A 19,006-nucleotide genomic window follows, 5' to 3' on the forward strand; every position below is an offset into this window, starting at 1 on the left:
GGACGACACCGTCGAAATACTGAGCCCTGAATTTCCTCTTCTGCTAGGCATGGCACTAGGCTATTGTTCAGTCAGACCTACATCTGTGTGTTGCAAAGGGACTGACCAATGGAAGGATTTCGACTTGGCTAGATGCACGGCACCAACAAGAGGCCATCGCTCAGCAAGCGCAGCAGCGGACTGCCCCGCATGTAGTAGCCGCTATAGCGGTTACAGGTCAAATGCATATTCGCCTTCATTCTACTCCTCGTCGGGTAGCAGCGGAGCTAGTTCTGGCAACAATGGCGGCGATGGCAGCAGATCCAGCAGCAGTTCAAGGCCGCGCTGGTCGAGAGCGGGTTCGTCCGTGTCGTACACGTCTACCCAGGTGCAGTCACTCACGCCAATCCGCGAAACCGTGGAGGCGCGAGCTGCGGCGCAGCCTGATCTTCGTGACGTCTTCCTGTGCCACGCTTGGGACGACCGGCAGGGTCCGGCCAAAGAGCTGCATGAGTTGCTCGTGGCGGCTGGTGTCAAAGTTTGGTTCAGCGAAAAGGACCTTGGCCTAGGCGTTCCGATGATGCGCGCTATTGACAAGGGCTTAGCAAATTCTCGAATTGGGCTTGTGCTGGTGACCCCTGCGCTGCTGGCCCGCCTCCCCAAAGAGAGCGTCGCCGACAAAGAGCTTTCGGCACTCCTGGCGGGTAATCAGCTCGTTCCCATCGTGCATAACACGACGTATGAAGCTCTCCGCAATGTCAGCCCCTTACTCGCCTCCCGAAGTGGTCTGGACACTGAAGAAGACTCAATGGCGGTAGTCGCGGCAAAAATCGCCGAGCTGGTCGCGCTCTAGCGCCATTGCTCGCAGATGTTCGCAATTCCGATGCGCTGTTCGGAAAAATGCGCTCCAACCCCTCGGTCAACCAGCCCCACCTCCGGCAGACCGGTTATCTCCAACGGTAGTGTCCGCTTTTTGCCCCTATTTGCCCTCTGCGCAGGGCAGCTTAGGGTCGGTATGAGCCCCTTAGCTTCGACTTCTGGTCTGCCAGATTCTCTGCAATCGGCGGTCAAGCCCAATACAAAGACTGCTCAGGTCGTGGGGAAGTGCGTGGTCAAACGCGCTGCAATTGCGCCAAAAAGGCACCCGAGGGTGCCGAAGGCTGTCTCCAAACCAAAGGAGCACTAACGGAGACAACAGCCGCGCAAGGCGAGTGCCCGCAGGCACTCGCCGACAACGCTTTAAAGCACTTCGAGCGGATATTCGACGATGAGACGAACCTCATCCAGATCCGATTCGAAATCGGTTGCACGGGTAGTCGCTTGGCGAATACGGAAGGACATGTCTTTCATTGAGCCGGCTTGCACGACGTACTTGGCTTCGATGTCGCGCTCCCATCGCTTCTGATCGGTCAGCGGATTACCATCATCGTCGCGCCGCATGTAAACCTCGTTGGCGTTGGTGTAGTCAGCATCCCAGCCCTGCGCGTAGCGGGTCATGAAGCTCAGGCCGGGTACACCAAAAGGCTCCATGTCCAAGTCATAGCGCACCTGCCAGGACTTTTCCTTGGGCGAGTTGAAGTCGCTGTACTGGATGGAGTTATCCAGGTAGATCGAGTCGGACTGACGCAGGTAATCGAAATCGTCATCGCCGTTATTGCGCTGAATGCCAACCATGACGGTATGGGCACCAAATTGCACTCCAGCCTTACCGCTCCAGATGTTGTTATCGAAGCTGCCCAGATGTTGTTTTCCCTCATCGACAGCTTTGTAGTAATTAAGTCCACCGATCAAGGCAACATCGTCGGAGAGCGGATAGCTCAACGTGGTACCAGCGTAGTACTGGTTCCACGCATCTTTGAGACGGCTGGTATAGAGGCTGATGCCGACGTTGTCGTTGACCGAGTAATCGCCGCCAAAATAGGCAATCCAGGGAGCGTCGACGGAGCCGGCATAGAACGTTGCGAAGCCATCGCGCATGCTGCTTGAGTTGGGCTCGCTCATTGAATGCAGGCGGCCACCTTGCAGGGCCAGGCCGTCAATACTGTTGTTGGCCACGGTGATACCGCGGAAGCTTTCGGGCAGGAGTCGCGAGTCGCCGTATTGAACGACGGGGCTAACAGGAAAAACATCGCCAGCTTTGATGACTGTATCCATGAACCTGGCTTTAACCGCACCTCCCACCTTGGAGTAGTCATCCTCGGGTTGCCCTGCACTGTTGTAAGGCATCACATCAACGGAGCCACCTGCGCCGGATCGCCCATCACCAGAGTCGAGTTTCAGGCCCAGCATCGCAAACGCGTCGATACCAAAGCCAACGGTACCCTCGGTGAATCCAGACTCAAACTGCCCGATGATTCCATGGGCCCACTCTTCCGAGTAACCATTACCTGTGCCGCTCGACTGCCCCTTACGAAAGTCACGATTGAAGTAGAGGTTGCGATTCAGAATAGTGAGGCTGCTGCCCTCGACGAAGCCTTCGGCCTTTTCTTCGGCGGCAATTGCAGCCTGTCCGGTGCCGATACTCAGAGCTATCAGCGATAAGCAAAAAAAGGGGTTATTCATGTGACGCTCCTGAATTATTTGGCAGTTTTATCTCGGTGAGATTTCTTGTAGTAGTTGCCGTAGCGCGCCAGGTATCGCCCGTGCGCGCTCACGCCATACTTCCACACGCCAAATAACGTCAGGGTGACTTGAAAATTACTTTTAAGTCAGTGACCTGTAAGCTCCTATGTAGCTCAGTTTTGATTCTGGCAGGCTGTACCCATTGCCCGATATTCAACAGTCTGCAAATCGCCGCTGGAGTCCTCATAGGTCATCTGAGCCGGCATTACCTCGCAACCAGAGCCTGTAGGGCTCGTATGTACAACCTTCGCGATGTCCAGCTTCATGCCGTAGCGATAGTGAGTCACCTCTGGCGGAGTCTTGCCACGAGCAGCAGCGTATTCCTGCATCGCTCTTTCATTATCCTGAATCATTCGACCATAGACACGGTCACCGCCGCCTTCGGCCATAACCAAGGACGATGCAGAAAGAATAGATACCGCCAAGACAGATTTAAGAATGTTCACGTTTAATTCCTCTACTTAGGTTGTAGTGAAAATATAAACGTATGCACCTGTCATCAAAGTGAAGCGAAAATTACATCTTCGTAATTGCAGTATTAGGGGGCTTTTTAGTAGCTCAAAAATATTAAATGACAGGGGCAACTCAGACTTCCTCTCCAGTTACCCTGTGTCATCCCCAGACCTGCTACATCATGCTTCTCCCCCTTTACGCCGCATCAACCAATACGCTGCCGGCAACACCAGCATCGACAACAATGGTGCGGTAATCATCCCACCTACCATCGGAGCGGCGATTCGCTTCATGACTTCGGACCCTGCTCCCTCGCCCCAGAGGATCGGCAATAGACCGGCAATGATCACCGCGACCGTCATCACCTTCGGCCGCACGCGCAGTACCGCCCCCTCTCGAATTGACTCAAGCAAAGCAGGATTATCTGTGCGCCCCGCTTCAACTCGGGAATGCCAGGCGTTCTGCAGATAGATCAGCATGATCACCCCGAACTCTGCCGACACCCCAGCCAGCGCAATAAAGCCAACACCAGTGGCCACCGATAGGTTGAAACCCAGCCAGTAGAGCAGCCAGACACCGCCTGTCAGGGCGAACGGTAAGGTGGCCATGATCAGCAAGGCCTCGGCCAAACGATTGAAGGTCAGATAGAGCAGCACGAAGATAATCAGCAGTGTCGCCGGAACCACCCAGGTTAGGCGTGCATTGGCGCGTTCCAAAAACTCGAACTGCCCCGAGTAGGAAATGGTCATGCCCGCATCTGGCTGCACAGACTCCGACACCCGCTGCTGGAGCTCACGTACGGTCGACGCTAGGTCACGGTCACGGACATCGACATAGACCCAGCCGGAAAGACGTCCGTTTTCGCTGCGCAGCATCGGTGGTCCTTCGCTCAGGCTTATGTCGGCCACAGAACCGAGCGTGATCTGCTGGCCTGCCGCCGTAAGGATGGGCAGCCGTTGCAACGCCTCGGGGCTGTCTCTCCACTCGCGGGGATAACGCAGATTGATCGGATAGCGCGCCAACCCTTCTACGGTTTCACCGATGTTGCTGCCACCAATAGCACCTGACACCACCGCCTGGATTTCATCGACGTTGAGGCCATAACGCGCTGCGGCCAGGCGATTGATTTTTATATCCACGTAACGCCCGCCAGTCAGTCGTTCAGCCAGCGCCGAACTCACCCCCGGCACCTGTTTGGCCACCCCTTCGATCTCACGGGTGATGCGCTCAATATCGACCAACGAAGTGCCGGCAACCTTCACCCCGATAGGACTCTTTATACCGGTGGCGAGCATGTCGATGCGGTTGCGGATCGGTGGTACCCAGATGTTCGAAAGCCCGGGGACTTTTACCGCTTGATCAAGCTCATCGATCAGCTTCTCCGCTGTCATGCCATCGCGCCACTGATCGCGTGGTTTGAACTGCACCGTAGTCTCGAACATCTCCAGTGGCGCGGGGTCAGTGGCGGTCTCTGCTCGGCCTGCTTTGCCGAACACCTGCGCCACTTCCGGCACACTGAGAATCATGCGGTTAGTCTGTTGCAGCAGCTCAGTTGCTTTACTTGCTGGAAGGCCGGGCAATGCCGAGGGCATGTAGAGCAGGTCGCCTTCGTCCATCGCTGGCAGAAACTCACCGCCAAGCCGACTTAGCGGCCAGAGACTGGAGACGAAGACCAGTAATGCCAATGCCAAAGTGGTCTTCGGCCATGCCAGCACCGCTTCAAGTACAGGCCGATAGGCCGCGATCAGCCAACGGTTCAGGGGGTTTTTCTGCTCATTGGGTATATGTCCGCGTATCCAGTAGCCCATTAGCACCGGTACCAGAGTGACTGACAGCCCGGCAGCAGCAGCCATGGCATAGGTTTTGGTAAATGCCAGCGGACCAAACAGCCGGCCCTCCTGGGCTTCGAGGGTAAACACCGGGAGAAACGACAGGGTAATGATCAGCAAGCTGAAGAACAGCGCAGGGCCAACCTCGGCAGCCGCCTTGCCGATCACCTGCCAATGCGTATCGCCTTGTAGGCGCTCGTTCGGATGCTGCTCTTGCCACGTTTCGATGTGCTTGTGGGCGTTCTCAATCATCACCACGGCCGCATCGACCATGGCACCAATGGCGATGGCGATACCGCCTAGGGACATGATGTTGGCATTGATGCCTTGATGACGCATGACGATAAACGCCATAAGGATGCCGAGCGGCAGGGTAATGATCGCCACCAGCGAGGAGCGCAGGTGCCAGAGAAAGATCAGACAGACCAGGGCGACGACGACAAACTCTTCCAGCAGCTTGAAGCTGAGGTTATCTATGGCCCGGTCAATTAACTGGGAGCGGTCATAGGTCGTCACCAACTCGACGCCCGCAGGTAGGCTTGCGCGCAAGCTGTCCAGCTTCTCTTTGACTGCGCTGATCACTTCGCGAGCGTTTTTGTCCGAGCGCATGATCACCACACCACCGACCACTTCGCCTTCACCATCTAGCTCGGCTATGCCACGGCGCATCTCCGGGCCGAGTTGAATGCTGGCTACCTGGCCAAGCAAAATTGGTATGCCGGTCTGTGAGGTGCGCAACGGCACATTGCGGAAGTCCTCCAGGCTTTCCAGATAGCCTGAGGCACGCACCATGTATTCACGCTCGGCTAACTCAAGGACGGCACCCCCGGCTTCCTGGTTCGCCCCCTGTAACGCCTCCTCAATCTCCCGCTGCGTCACACCGTAGGCAACCATCTTCTGCGGATCGAGCACGACCTGATACTGCTTGACCATGCCGCCTAACGTGGCGACCTCCGCCACGTTAGGTAGGCTTTTCAGCTCGTACTTAAGAAACCAGTCCTGGATTGAGCGCAACTGCGCGAGATCATGTTTGCCGCTGCGATCCAGGAGGGCATATTGGTAGATCCAGCCCACGCCAGTGGCGTCTGGACCAAGGGTGGTGGTGACCCCATCAGGCAGTCGATCCTGCGCCTGGTTGAGGTACTCCAGTACGCGGGAACGTGCCCAGTAGAGATCTGTACCGTCCTCGAATAACACGTAGACAAACGAGTCGCCGAAGAACGAGTAACCACGCACGGTCTTCGCGCCAGGCACAGAAAGCATGGTGCTAGCCAACGGGTAGGTGACCTGGTTCTCGATGATCTGGGGGGCCTGACCTGGGAAGCTGGTGCGGATGATCACCTGAGTGTCAGAAAGATCCGGTAAGGCATCCAGCGGTGTGCTACGTAAAGACCAGATGCCCCAGGCAGTGATAAACAGGGTCGCCAACAAGACCAGCATGCGGTTGCCAATCGACCAATGAATCAGGCGCGCGATCATTGGCTGGCTCCTTGTTTAATGAGCTGCTCAACGACCAATCCGGTATCGCTCTGTCGCACAGCAATGCGTACGGAGTCGCCGATCTTCAGTCCGGTCGCGACCTCGGGCTTGGCCAGTTCAAAGGCCATGGTCATGCCGGGCATGCCCAGGCTGTTGAAGGGGCCGTGCGCAAGCGTGACCGTTTGCCCGTCAAGTTCGCGGATCACCCCCTGCGCCTCATGCAGCGGGGGTGGCTCAGGCAGCGCGTCATCGACCTGCGCCATCACGCCCTGCAGGCTGGCTTCGGAGTCGATCAGGAACTGCCCCGAGGTCACCACCGCCTGTCCCTCAGAGAGGCCCGCAAGCACTTCGAAGCGGCCATCGGCCTCCCGCCCGACCTGGATCTCATGAGGACGGTAGCGTCCTTCGCCTTCAGCCAGCATGACCAGGGCGCGTTTACCGGTGCGAATCACTGCCTCGCTGGGAATAAGCAGCACCGGCTGCTCGCCTGCGCTATTCAGCCGCACCGATGCAAACATACCGGGGCGTAACTTGCCTTCTGGATTGGGCAGTTCACTGCGCACCGTCAGCGTTCGTGTCTGCACGTCGGCACTGGGCAATAGTGCAATCACCCGGCCTTTCAGGGTTTGGCCTGGAAAAGCCGTCAGGCTTGCCCTGATCTGCGCGCCAAGCTGAACCGCTGCGGCCTGGGACTCAGGGATGGCCGCGTCGAGCCAGATGCTCGACAGCCCGTTGAGGCGTGCCAGGTCTTGGCCTGCCGAAACCGCCATGCCAGCGCGTAACTCTAGGGACAGCAACTCACCGCCAATTGGGGTGACCAATGTCTGCAATGCCTTCGGTTTAAGGGTACGTTGCACATGATCGATCAACCCTTTTGGCATACCCAGCAGCCGCATGCGTTCACGCGCGGCGTCGACCAGCCGAGCATCACCGCTCTGCAATACCGCGATGAACTCAAGCTGGGCAGCCGACCACTCGGGGATCAGCAGGTCAGCCAACGGCGTTCCTGCAGGCAGTACATCTCCGGGGGCACGGCCATAGACCCGCTCGACAAAGCCGGCAGAGCGCGCCTGCAAAGTAGCGACTTCGCGCTGGTTGTAGGCCAGTGAACCTACCGCATCGATACCGGATGGTAGTACTGCCCGTACGACCGTCGACGTGCGCATGCCTAGGTTCTGGATTGCTTGTGCAGGCACGCTGATAGCGCTCGTATCCTGCTCAGTGCCGGCATACTTCGGCACCAGCTCCATGTCCATAAAGGGAGACTTGCCTGGCTGCTCGAAACGCTGAGTCGGCACCATCGGGTCGTACCAGTAGAGCACCTGGCGATCTTCTGATTTTGCTGCTGGCATCTGCTCATGGGATGAGCTTTGCTGGCCCAGCCAGAAACCGCCAGCGGTTCCACCCGCCGCGATGGCTAGGCCCAATAGGCAATACTTCAGAGTGAGCGCTTTCATTTCAGGCCCTCCACATAGGCGTAATACAGACTTGCGGAGAGCTGGCTGAGCTGGCGCTGTTGTTCGATTTTCCGCAATTGCGCCTCGATCAGGTCACGACGGGCATTGATCACAGCCGCCAATTGACTGTTGCCCGCTTTGTAGGCAGCAAGCTCCAGATCCACGCGCTTGCTCGACAAGGGGATAAGGTGTTGTTCGGTACGGATCAACATCTTGCGCAGCTGCGCCAACTCGGCGAGGCCGCTTTCCAGTTCGGCTTGGTGAGCGCGCAGCAGCACCTCCTGTTCGGCCTCCACCTGGGCCACGCTGTGTTGCTTGGCGTTGATCTTGGGTCCCTGACGGGTGCCGACGAACATGGGCAGGTCAAAGGTGAACTGCAACATCACCATGTCGCCGAACTGGTTATCACGGTTGTTGTAGGCGAACTCCACACCCCAGTCGGGTTTCTTCTCGGAAACTGCCTCGGCCAGCTCAGCATTAGCTTCGCCCACACGGGCGGCCGCAGCCCGCAGATCTGGATGTTCCCCCAGGCGATGCTGCAGGTGCGGTACTTCCAAGCTAAGCGCAGGTGGAGTCCCGGCCAGTGGCTGACTCGCATCATCGCCTACCCAGCGGCGTAACGTGGCGCGTGCAATCGCAACATCACGATCCAGCTCATCACGCCGGTCCTCAAGCGTTAGTGCTTCCTGATCGGCCTGAAGAAGCTCGCTGGATCGCGCGGAGTTGCCAGCGATCAATGCCTGTATAGCTGAGCGCAGCAGGGTGATCTGTTCATCCAACTCAGAGAAAAGCTCAACGCGACGCTCTGCGTAATAGACATCGAGCCAGCTCAGCGCCGTCTGCCGCTTGGTCTCCAAGACCATCGCGCGTTGCTCTGCTTCGGCACGGGTAACAGTGGCCTCAGCCAGTTGCCGGCGAGCCTGGCGCTTATCGCTGTTGGGCACTTCCTGCATCAGGCCAATGCGGCGCATGGTCATAAAGTCGCGATTAAGCGAGTAGCGATCCGGGCCTTCAATCGGCAGGTTATCCACGCCCAGGATCAACTTGGGATCAGGTAGAGCATCCGACGGAAGCACAGCCTGTTGTGCCGACTCGACTTGGGCCTGCCTGGCAAGATTCTCTGGGGCCGTACGTTCGACAAGGGCTTGAGCACGGGCGAACGTAAGTGGCTCCGCCTGCGCGGTGAGAAATGAACTCACCCACAGCACAGCAGCCAGCACGCCCGAACAGCCACGGCGTGCGAAAAGGAAAGCAGGCATGCTTTCGTCTCCAATGACGTTGATCGATGCCGCCTAAATGCAGGCGACAACAGAACGCTCTCTTAGCGGAGCGCATTTCAGATCAGAGCATCAGGAGACGCGGGGTGGACGCCAAAGACCGGCGGGCTCTCGTTGAAGTAGCGGCTGTATCAGCGCTGTTTGCGGGGAAGCATGCAATGGAGCGAAGAGTTTGATCACCACAGTTTGCAGCAGACCACTGGTTTTGCATTCCTGGCCGGCTTTGCAGGGCGATTTGCTGCCTGAGCTGGATGTGTCGCTCATGTCCTCACAGCAAGGAGCCTCACTGCCGGCATGATCCATATCGGCCATGGCACTTTGCATCGGGCAAGGTTCAGCTGCCGGCATGCTGCCAAAAGCTGGCAGCATCAGGCTGAGTACCAAAACCAGGACCGAGAAAAACCGATACATAGCGGTTGCCGTTAGCGTGTCTGAATAAACATTAGCAGAGCTCTTTTGCTCAACACAGCGATAAAACGTGCCATGGAACACTTGATCAATAAACTGGATTGTCTGGTCACTGTGGCGATTTAGAGCACTGGTAGTGCCAGCCAGCATCGGGCGGGCGGGCTCTGCTTGGGCTTGGACATATCTTCAACCTTTCCACGGCGGCAAGGTCAAGCGTTTTTCTTTCAGTTAACTAACACTTGCATATCAAGCTCTGCAGTGCAGCACAGTGTGGGTGAGGCTCGCGATGTTGGATCTTCCTTGATCCAAGCGCGTCCTGCGTCTCCTCAATGAACGTGATTACAACAGTGGAAGTGTGTAGCTGACGATCAGGCGGTTCTCATCAACGTCGTTGCCGAAGTTGGTTGAACGTAGTGTGGCGTTGCGCCATTTCACGCCCAGGTTTTTCAGTACGCCGTCCTGGAAGACATAGGCGATGTCAGTGTTGCGCTCCCACTCCTTACCATCGGCTTTGCCTGCGCCTAGATCAATATTGTCACCAGTCAGGTAACGGGTCATGAACGTCAAGCCAGGGATGCCAACGCTGGCAAAGTTGAAGTCATAGCGGGCCTGCCATGAGGTTTCGTCTTTGTTAGCGAAGTCGCCGATCTGTACATAGTTGACCAGGAACGGATCGGTGCCGTTGATGTAGGCGTAACCGGTGTCTCCGCTCATGCTCTGGTAGCCAACGCCGAGGGCGTGGCCACCAAAGGCGTAGGTAAACATTGCTCCGAATGCCTTGTTGTCGACGTTGCTGTTACCTTCGTCGGTAGAGCGGGCGTAGCGCAGATCAGTTTTCAGCGACTGTTTATCACCCAACGGCAAGGTGTGCAGGACCGTGAAAATATGCTGCTTATAGAAGTCATCCAGATTGCCGTAGTTGTAGCCGGTAGCCAGGTTGCTGTTCCATTTGTAGGTCGCCCCGGCGAAGTTGAATTCATCGCTCGTCTGGGTTCCGCCGCCGCTGATAGCGCGGGCTGCGCCGCTGGTAATGCTGAGGTCTTCGCTATCGGATGAGTCGCGCTGACTTACTTGCTTGAGCTGGCCTGCATCGAAGGTAAGCCCGTCAATCTCCAGCGAATTCAGGTGCCCGCCTTGAAAGGTCTGTGGCAGCAGGCGCGAATCGTTTGCTTGGACGGTTGGCAGTCTAGGTTGCAGCGTGCCCAGTTTCAGCACGCTGTTTGAGGCGCGCAGCTTCGCGGTTAAGCCCATCTCACCATATTCATCCTGCGCGGCACGAGGTGCTTCTTTATCGCGCTTGAGCAGGCCCGTGCCTGAGCGGTCGGCGCTGGAGTCCAGCTTGAGACCCAGCATGCCGATAGCGTCGATGCCAACACCGACGGTCCCTTCGGTGAACCCGGATTCGTAACGCAGCAGAAAGCCCTGGGCCCATTCTTCCTGTTTTGACTGGCTTGCTGAGTCTTGGCGGAAATCACGATTGAAATAGAAGTTGCGCGCTTCCAGACCAGCTTTGCTATCTGCCAAAAAATCAGCTGCCGCTGGTTGACTGAGACCGAGTCCTCCAGCGCTCAGCAGGAGCCCGCACGTGATTCGGTTAAGCCATTGAGAGTTGGGGGTAGCAATGAGCATGTAATTATCCTCGTCGAAAACATGTGTGGTAGACGAGGGGCAGGCTCGGGTGGATGCATTACACTTACACATACTTTTGATGACAATTTTATTTCGATGATTAGGGATCGAGTGGAAGCCTTACAGCGCGAGGGTTTCAATGCAGGAGCGGGAGTTTTTGTTTGTTTCAGCGAGATGACTTTTTGGTGAATTAACTGCTTGTGGACTACTCAGGTGTAGGGACTGCACCAACTTGAACACTGTGCTGGCCTAACCTGACACCTTGAACCCAAAAAGTCTGGACACCCTGCTGGTGAAATTGATACAGCATTTTTTATGAACACACGGATTTAACAAGGCGGAAGCGCGGGGCCAATCCGGAATTGTTAGCCGGACGCTTATCCCAGTTCGAGGCAGAAACTCGAAGGCTTGCCGGCGGCAGCTCAGAAAATGAACGCAGGTGCCTCAAAGTCGCATTGAAAAAAGTAAAGAATTGGAGCCGGCAGAGCCTACTGCTGGAGGTAGAAATCAATCTATTTCGTGGTTGAGCTTTCATCACAGAACAGCGGCTCAGCTGCTAACCAGCAGCCCAATGCCGGATGTAGAGGCTCATACTTGTCCGCCAACAAGGACAATTCCTCTCTCCGCCGCTCTTCAAGCTTGCCAGCTAGCCAGATATCAGCTGCTTCCGGGTAATGTCGTAGAAGGCGTTCAGCCTGGAGGCGTATGGATTCAGGCAGGGATGAATCCCTAGATGAGTCGCGCAAGAAGTCTCTTGTCTGCACCACGCTACGGGTGCGCTCATGAACCATGGTCACAGCAACTCTCCTAATTTTCCGCTGGGGGGAGACGGTTTCCCGTCAACGAGTCCTACGGCCCCGAGGGACAGTGTACTGAATGGAGAACGAGCGACCAAAATCAACCGCCTTGATCACTTCGATCCGCTTGTGACTGACAGCCTAATCTCCTTTGTGTGTCCGTAAGGGCTAGAGAGATCCACGTTGATTGATCTGCTTTTGGAGCGCCGATAGCTCATCGAGGATTTGCGTCATGGGATATACATGCCCGTTGAGCATGCCGGCCTCTTGCATGTTGAGGTAATCCTTTTCTAACAGAACCCGATTGTCGCCGTCAGGCAGCAGATTCAGTTCGCCAGCCAAGCAGCGCTCATAGTGCGTCGTCGCGCTCCTGTAGAACACGTTCTTGAGGTCGATCACATTCGCCAACAGTTCAAGATCGTTCATGGCCCGCTTGCCGATCCCATGCTGCGCCAGCATGGCAAGGTCATACCAATGACGGGAAATCCGCTCACGGCCTTCTGTGATTTGCTTGTTGCACTGGGCATGGATTAACGTCACCTTTTCCCAGAAAGTACGCTCCGGTGCCAATACTACAACTCCCTCGGCCCGTGGAAATGCCACGCCCTGAAACAACTCAGCAACGTCGGGCTGGATGGTGTGAACTGCGTTAGGGTCGATAATATTGCGACCACCGAACTCCACCAGCACGTAATCACGCATGTAGCCGCCCCGGTCTGCAACCCGTGACGGGTAGTAAACGTGCAGTTCCTCCCCATTCTCGCTGATACTAACTTCGCACTCGGCACCGCAGGCCAGCTTGGCTAGCTCGGATTTAAGATGCGGCTGTACCACCTCATGGGTATAACGCGATACCTCGACCTTGAGGGCGTCGCCAATCTGCGTACGCTGCCGACCGGACAGCTTGCTGAGTTCAGATAATGGGAGTTCGCAACCCAGTTGCCGATAGTCGATGGTCACGTCTACATCCTCAGAGAAACGCTTGATCACCGAGTAAACCTTCGATAACGAGGTGCCCCCTTTGAACGCCATCGCCTTGCGGTTTGGCGTTGCAAAGAGGTGCTGGAGTACGAGAGACAGCCAGATGTCCTTCTCGATCACACTGGGCGAGCGCCCGGTCTCCGTTGCGGCAACCCCTAGTAGTTCGCCTTGCTCAGTTGCGGGTATGTCGAAGTAGGACTCAGGCACTCTGTTTCCTTAGCGGCAAGGCTCAATGCCGACCGCATCCATTCCGGCATCTTGCAGGCCCGGAGCTTGTTCAGTTCTTCACTGCTGAGCGCACTGGTGATCTTGGAAACCACCTGGGCGGATAGTCCCTCTTTGCCGATGTAATACAGAGCGATGAGCGCCATCCCGACCTTTGTGCCGGCATGCTGCAAGCGATTACTGGAGACGTGTTTGAGGCGTACCACCGCATTACCAACCTTGATTTCGCGACTCGAACCGCTGGTGTAATAGGTCGGAAGCACCTGCATTTGCGTGCTGAGGCCCAGCCTGCGAACGGCCTCTGCACCGTGCATCTGGATCGTCTCGCCGTTCGCCTTGGTGATGACTTCCATCACGGCCAACGGGCTCGGGCGAACCTTGCCAGTGTACTTGCTCAGCTTTGGACGCATGTAGACGCCGCGAGTGACGCGCTCCAGAGAGCCCGCATGCACCAGCCGCGAGAGTGCTTTATCAACCGACGCACGGGAGCCGACCTGCGCGAACACTGCGCCGGCAAAGGGTCTACCCTTTTGCATGTGCTTGATTCGATTCGAAATAGCTTCTGCGACGGACATAAGAGCCTCAAAAGGTCAGAAGAAATACAGATATTTCCTGACAGGTATGATTACTATAAAGCTTACACTGCGTGCTTTCCAGCTGATCAACAGGCGCAATACAAATAGCAGCGGTGTTTCTGACGAACACCATGCCCAGAACGAGCATAGACCCCGCTCTCACGCAGCTTCAAACAGCCCAATTCGACCTGCATCCACTGATGGATAGTAGCCCCGGACCACCTCATACCTCGCCCACTTGGAGTGGCAGACATCTTGATGCGGAACACTAGCAGCAGTGTGTTCATATTTTTCCGGCCCAAGGTATCAACGTTAGCCAGCAGAGCGTATTAAATCTCCCGGCCTCCACACTCAGGGCTACTGAGTGAACCAGTTGTGGCGATCTTCAAAGGCTTTGTAGATGAGCGACACCAGTGTCTGCACTTCTGATCGCTCTGCTGCCAGCGGGGACGTTGAAATCCAGACCACCCGTTCCAAGGCAGTCTCGAATAACTCGTCAAGGGGCAGCAGGTTACGGTCTACATGGGAGATGTAGCCAGGTAGCAGGCCAATGCAGGAGGAGTTACGCAGCAAGTCAACGACCCACTCTTGTGAATGCACTTGAATGACCGCACTTCGGCGCTGACGGATCAGCTGATTCCATGGTTCGAAACTGTCAACCGTTGCGTTTCCCGCGAGCTGTACCAGCATGAAATCTTTGAGGTCGGCTACAGAGCTCGGTAGGCGTTTACCTGCATAACGTTTGGCCATATGGGCACGATAGGGAATTCGTGCAAGCATCAATGGTTTAGTCATTGCAAAGCTTGGAGTCGGTCTTGCCGTGCCGGGATCGGTGATCCAAATCATGACCTCTGCCAGCCTCTCGGGCTCGCCCTCCTGTGGGATGATTTCTAGTCTCACGGCCGCGTCATTACGCAGCCAGGAGATCAAATCACGGGCCAGCAGGTCGGTGAGCAGTGACGTCGGCACCGCAAGACGTACCAGAGCTCGCTGGACACTGACGTCCTCTGGATGCAGGTCACCGAATTTCTGGGTCAGTAGTTGTTGTAATTCACGTCCTGTTGCGCTCAGGCTGAGCTCGCGTCCTTTATAAAGGAATAGCGGGGTACCTACAGTTGCCTCCAGCTTCCTGAGTTTTTTGCGCATCGGGACGATATGTAAGTTTAGGCTGCGTGCAGCCTGCCTAAAGCAGGCGCAGCGCGCGCTGGTCAAGAAGATCTGTGCTAGTTGGTGGTCGATGGTGAGAGGGTCGAACATGGGGGCGATCAAAGCTCGTGCCAAGCAAAATGCATGTACTTTGAGCTTAACGAGACGAACCTAACGCCAGGATCGCAACAGGATTACTTATTTGTAATCTGATGGAGGGAGGAGCTTTATGTTTGGGATTGAACTTCCAGCAGTATCACTTTATTAGCGCGGGCGGTTCTCAGCGCGGCACTCGACTACTAGCTCCGCGCTGAGGTTTGATGATTACAACAGCGGAAGTGTGTAGCTGACGATCAGGCGGTTCTCGTCAACATCGTTGCCGAAATTGGTCGAACGTAGCGTGGCGTTGCGCCATTTCACGCCCAGGTTTTTCAGTACGCCGTCCTGGAAGACATAGGCGATGTCAGTGTTGCGCTCCCACTCCTTACCATCGGCTTTGCCTGCGCCTAGATCAATATTGTCACCAGTCAGGTAACGGGTCATGAACGTCAAGCCAGGGATGCCAACGCTGGCAAAGTTGAAGTCATAGCGGGCCTGCCATGAGGTTTCGTCTTTGTTAGCGAAGTCGCCGATCTGTACATAGTTGACCAGGAACGGATCGGTGCCGTTGATGTAGGCGTAACCGGTGTCTCCGCTCATGCTCTGGTAGCCAACGCCGAGGGCGTGGCCACCAAAGGCGTAGGTAAACATTGCTCCGAATGCCTTGTTGTCGACGTTGCTGTTACCTTCGTCGGTAGAGCGGGCGTAGCGCAGATCAGTTTTCAGCGACTGTTTATCACCCAACGGCAAGGTGTGCAGGACCGTGAAAATATGCTGCTTATAGAAGTCATCCAGATTGCCGTAGTTGTAGCCGGTAGCCAGGTTGCTGTTCCATTTGTAGGTCGCCCCGGCGAAGTTGAATTCATCGCTCGTCTGGGTTCCGCCGCCGCTGATAGCGCGGGCTGCGCCGCTGGTAATGCTGAGGTCTTCGCTATCGGATGAGTCGCGCTGACTTACTTGCTTGAGCTGGCCTGCATCGAAGGTAAGCCCGTCAATCTCCAGCGAATTCAGGTGCCCGCCTTGAAAGGTCTGTGGCAGCAGGCGCGAATCGTTTGCTTGGACGGTTGGCAGTCTAGGTTGCAGCGTGCCCAGTTTCAGCACGCTGTTTGAGGCGCGCAGCTTCGCGGTTAAGCCCATCTCACCATATTCATCCTGCGCGGCACGAGGTGCTTCTTTATCGCGCTTGAGCAGGCCCGAGCCTGAGCGGTCGGCGCTAGAGTCCAGCTTGAGGCCAAGCATGCCAATGGCGTCGATGCCCACGCCGACTGTCCCTTCGGTGAACCCGGATTCGTAGCGCAGCAGGAAGCCCTGGGCCCATTCTTCCTGCTTTGATTGGCTGGCTGAGTCTTGGCGGAAGTCGCGATTGAAATAGAAGTTACGCGCTTCCAGCCCGGCTTTGCTGTCTGCGAAAAACTCAGCTGCGGCTGGCTGGCTAAGACTGAGTACCCCAGTACTCACCGCGACTGCCAAGAGGGTCTTCTTCATTGTTGTTTATCCATGTTCAGGGGGGTGGCATATCGGGGAGCCGTCGCTGTATGCCGTGCTCTCCGAATAGGGGCGGGTTCCTCTGCGGCCAATCTTCGGCTGGTCGTTATGCCTGTACGCCTGCAGGTCTAGGTCGAGGAACCATTGCGGACTTTGGGGAAGATCAAACGGAATACGGTGAAGCTGCCTGGCAGGCTACTGACCTCGACCGTGCCCTGATGCAGGCTCATGATCGAGCGAACAATTGCCAGGCCCAGCCCTGTCCCACCTTCGGCACGAGAGCGGCTGGTATCGACGCGGTAGAAGCGTTCGAACAAATGAGGGATGTGCTGTGCGGGGATGCCAATCCCCGGGTTTCCCACCGAGAACGACACGGTTTCGCTGTGCTTCTCGATCAGCAGCGAGATGTTTGCGCCAATGGGGCTGTGCCGAATCGCATTGGACAAGAGGTTTGAAATGGCGCGCTGTACCATCAGCCGATCACCGAAGGTTCGGCCGGCCCCGGAAATGCTCAGGCTGATCTGTTTCTCTTCAGCGGAGATGCTGAACAGATCCACAACGCGTCTTGCCTCGTCCTCCAGTGCAATCTTCTCGAAGGGAACCAGGGATGCGGGGTGGCTGACTTGAGCGAGAAACAGCATGTCGGACACGATTCGGGTGACGCGCTCCAGCTCTTCTGTGCAGCATTCCAGTACGGCTTTGTACTCCTCAGGTGGACGCTCTCTTGAGAGCGTTACCTGCGCTTTACCCATCAGGTTGGTGATAGGTGAGCGCAACTCATGGGCCAGGTCATCAGAGAACTGCGATAGCTGCTGAACGCCACCATCAAGACGATGCAGCATGAAGTTGATGCCGTGGGCCAGCGCGCTGAGTTCTTGTGGAAGTTTGTCGACGGAAATCCGATGGGTCAGATCCTGCGTGGATATCAGCGATGCAACCTGGCGAAATTGCCGGAGCGGAGAAAGGCCCCGTTGTACAATCCACCATGCGCCCATGCCAATTAGCGCCAGAAGAAGAGGGAGCGCGATCAACGTTGACTTGAGGTAGGCACTGAGCAGTGCTTCGTCGGCAGATCGATCAATTGAGAGTAAGACCCTGACGTGGTCGCCGTCGTTGAGCAGCATCACCTTGGATGCGGTCAGGAAGTTGTTTCCCTCAGCATCCGACCAGCTTTGGTAAATAGGGGTATCGCCTGCTGGTATGTTGGCAAGAATGGGCTCCCTGGATTTCTCACCCAGATTCAGGAGTAATTTGGTGCCTGACTTTTTCCCGTAGATCGTCAGGTGCAGATTGTCATGCCCCATGACCAGATCCAGCAGCTCGTGAGGTTGCTGGGCAATTGCATGTGCGCTCATGTCTTCGGCGAGATTGTGCTGAATCTGCTCAAGTTTGCCGTCAAGACTCTGCTTGGCCAACGAGTCCAGCTCATGGGTAAGCGCGAAGTAGGCGAGTGCTGCTAGCAGAACAACCAGTGCCGCCCCCATCACGCTGACCGACAGGCCAAGGCGCATGGATAGACTGGTCGGCTTCATGCACGTTCCTCAAGCACGTACCCGACACCCCTGAGGGTGTGAATCAGCTTGTTATCGAACGGGTCATCAATTTTGGCGCGTAGTCTGCGGATGGAGACTTCGACGACGTTGGTGTCGCAGTCAAAATTCATATCCCAGACCAGCGAAATGATCTGGGTGCGCGATAGCACTTCCCCAGAGCGGCGCATCAGTAGGTGCAGCAACGCAAACTCTTTAGTGGTCAGGTCGATGCGCTGCTCACCACGGAACGCGCGGTGCCTCGCCGGATCAAGCTCAAGGTCGGCTACCCGCAGCACTTCCGGTACTGGAATTTGCTCGCTTCGCCGTAGCAACGTACGAATTCGCGCAAGTAACTCAGGGAACTCGAACGGTTTGACTAAATAATCATCCGCCCCCAAATCCAGGCCTTTAATTTTATCCACTAAGCGCCCGCGTGCAGTCAGCATTATCACGCGAGTACTGCTGTTACTGCGTATATGCTCAAGCACGCCCCAACCATCAATTCCAGGCAGGTTTACATCAAGCACTACCAAGTCGTAAGTGTGCTGCCTAACAAGGTGGAGACCGTCCACGCCAGTGGCGGCCTTATCAACTACATAGCCACTTTCGCTTAAACCTTGGTGTAAGTATTCGGCAGTCTTGGGCTCGTCCTCGACAATAAGGATTCGCATAAAAATTCACCTTAAAATATGCGGCCAGTATTTTTAGATATTTTTTTGTTATGGCTGCGGAGTGGTTTTAATTCTTTCATCGGCGGTCACGGATATGACCTACGGCTTTTCAGGTTGCTCCAAGGCTAAAGCCTGAAGCGGCTTTAGGGTCAAGCTGTAATGCCTATTTCGCATGGCTCAAAGGGGTTAAGCGACAACATGTCGCAGTACTTGTCCTTATCCAAAACACCCAACTTTTGACTGGCAGGGCTGCCCGGGGGCGCTACCCGCGAGGCAACCGCTATTTAACTGTGTTTGTTTCTAGTTGTTGCTGGGCGCTAAATTGCCTGCTCTCTTGAGCGCTGCCAATACTAATACAGGCC

At 56.1% G+C, this 19,006-nt stretch carries 15 protein-coding genes; 1 reads left to right on the forward strand and 14 read right to left on the reverse strand.

Annotated elements, in window-relative coordinates; translation table 11 throughout:
* Positions 1-346: 346 nt before the first annotated feature.
* On the forward strand, positions 347-832 hold the full coding sequence (locus HCI85_RS08095; RefSeq protein ID WP_241693762.1) for a toll/interleukin-1 receptor domain-containing protein: 486 nt from the start codon (positions 347-349) through the stop codon (positions 830-832).
* A 386-nt stretch (positions 833-1,218) separates the two neighbouring features.
* Here the strand turns inward: HCI85_RS08095 and HCI85_RS08100 are convergent, their stop codons facing one another.
* The 14 genes from HCI85_RS08100 to HCI85_RS08160 all read right to left on the reverse strand — a co-directional run bounded on the left by HCI85_RS08100 (position 1,219) and on the right by HCI85_RS08160 (position 18,644).
* Complete coding sequence (locus tag HCI85_RS08100) at positions 1,219-2,541, reverse strand: OprD family porin (protein WP_167143911.1); 1,323 nt, start codon at positions 2,539-2,541, stop codon at positions 1,219-1,221.
* A 173-nt stretch (positions 2,542-2,714) separates the two neighbouring features.
* Positions 2,715-3,047: a DUF2790 domain-containing protein gene (locus HCI85_RS08105; protein WP_167143914.1), complete on the reverse strand. Its 333-nt coding sequence runs from the start codon at positions 3,045-3,047 to the stop codon at positions 2,715-2,717.
* A gap of 186 nt (positions 3,048-3,233) precedes the next feature.
* Entirely contained in the window at positions 3,234-6,362 is a 3,129-nt protein-coding gene (locus HCI85_RS08110; protein WP_167143917.1) for an efflux RND transporter permease subunit, read from the reverse strand.
* Positions 6,359-7,819, reverse strand: coding sequence for an efflux RND transporter periplasmic adaptor subunit (locus HCI85_RS08115; protein ID WP_167143920.1), 1,461 nt, complete (start codon positions 7,817-7,819; stop codon positions 6,359-6,361). Before HCI85_RS08115 ends, HCI85_RS08110 begins: the two co-directional genes overlap by 4 nt.
* Positions 7,816-9,078 (reverse strand): TolC family protein, encoded by a 1,263-nt coding sequence (locus HCI85_RS08120; protein ID WP_167143923.1) that lies wholly within the window; start codon positions 9,076-9,078, stop codon positions 7,816-7,818. The genes HCI85_RS08115 and HCI85_RS08120 overlap by 4 nt, the downstream gene beginning before the upstream one ends.
* A 90-nt stretch (positions 9,079-9,168) precedes the next feature.
* Positions 9,169-9,654 carry a hypothetical protein gene (locus tag HCI85_RS08125; protein WP_241693740.1) on the reverse strand — a complete coding sequence of 162 codons (486 nt, stop codon included), beginning with the start codon at positions 9,652-9,654 and terminating at the stop codon, positions 9,169-9,171.
* Between the two features lie 189 nt (positions 9,655-9,843).
* Positions 9,844-11,133 (reverse strand): OprD family porin, encoded by a 1,290-nt coding sequence (locus HCI85_RS08130; RefSeq protein ID WP_167143926.1) that lies wholly within the window; start codon positions 11,131-11,133, stop codon positions 9,844-9,846.
* Between the two features lie 512 nt (positions 11,134-11,645).
* Entirely contained in the window at positions 11,646-11,924 is a 279-nt protein-coding gene (locus HCI85_RS21155; RefSeq protein WP_342636220.1) for a BPSL0761 family protein, read from the reverse strand.
* Between the two features lie 174 nt (positions 11,925-12,098).
* Complete coding sequence (locus HCI85_RS08135; RefSeq protein WP_167143929.1) at positions 12,099-13,118, reverse strand: nucleotidyl transferase AbiEii/AbiGii toxin family protein; 1,020 nt, start codon at positions 13,116-13,118, stop codon at positions 12,099-12,101.
* Positions 13,067-13,711, reverse strand: coding sequence for a DUF6088 family protein (locus HCI85_RS08140; protein ID WP_167143932.1), 645 nt, complete (start codon positions 13,709-13,711; stop codon positions 13,067-13,069). The genes HCI85_RS08135 and HCI85_RS08140 overlap by 52 nt, the downstream gene beginning before the upstream one ends.
* 357 nt (positions 13,712-14,068) lie before the next feature.
* Positions 14,069-14,968: a LysR family transcriptional regulator gene (locus tag HCI85_RS08145; RefSeq protein ID WP_090256319.1), complete on the reverse strand. Its 900-nt coding sequence runs from the start codon at positions 14,966-14,968 to the stop codon at positions 14,069-14,071.
* Positions 14,969-15,181: 213 nt separating this feature from the next.
* Positions 15,182-16,441, reverse strand: coding sequence for an OprD family porin (locus HCI85_RS08150; protein ID WP_167143935.1), 1,260 nt, complete (start codon positions 16,439-16,441; stop codon positions 15,182-15,184).
* A gap of 128 nt (positions 16,442-16,569) precedes the next feature.
* Positions 16,570-17,973 carry a heavy metal sensor histidine kinase gene (locus HCI85_RS08155; protein ID WP_167143938.1) on the reverse strand — a complete coding sequence of 468 codons (1,404 nt, stop codon included), beginning with the start codon at positions 17,971-17,973 and terminating at the stop codon, positions 16,570-16,572.
* Positions 17,970-18,644, reverse strand: coding sequence for a heavy metal response regulator transcription factor (locus HCI85_RS08160; RefSeq protein WP_090256273.1), 675 nt, complete (start codon positions 18,642-18,644; stop codon positions 17,970-17,972). The genes HCI85_RS08155 and HCI85_RS08160 overlap by 4 nt, the downstream gene beginning before the upstream one ends.
* Between the last annotated feature and the right edge of the window lie 362 nt (positions 18,645-19,006).

It is taken from the genome of Pseudomonas sp. OTU750018 (genome assembly GCF_011636575.1).
Lineage (GTDB): Bacteria > Pseudomonadota > Gammaproteobacteria > Pseudomonadales > Pseudomonadaceae > Aquipseudomonas > Aquipseudomonas peli.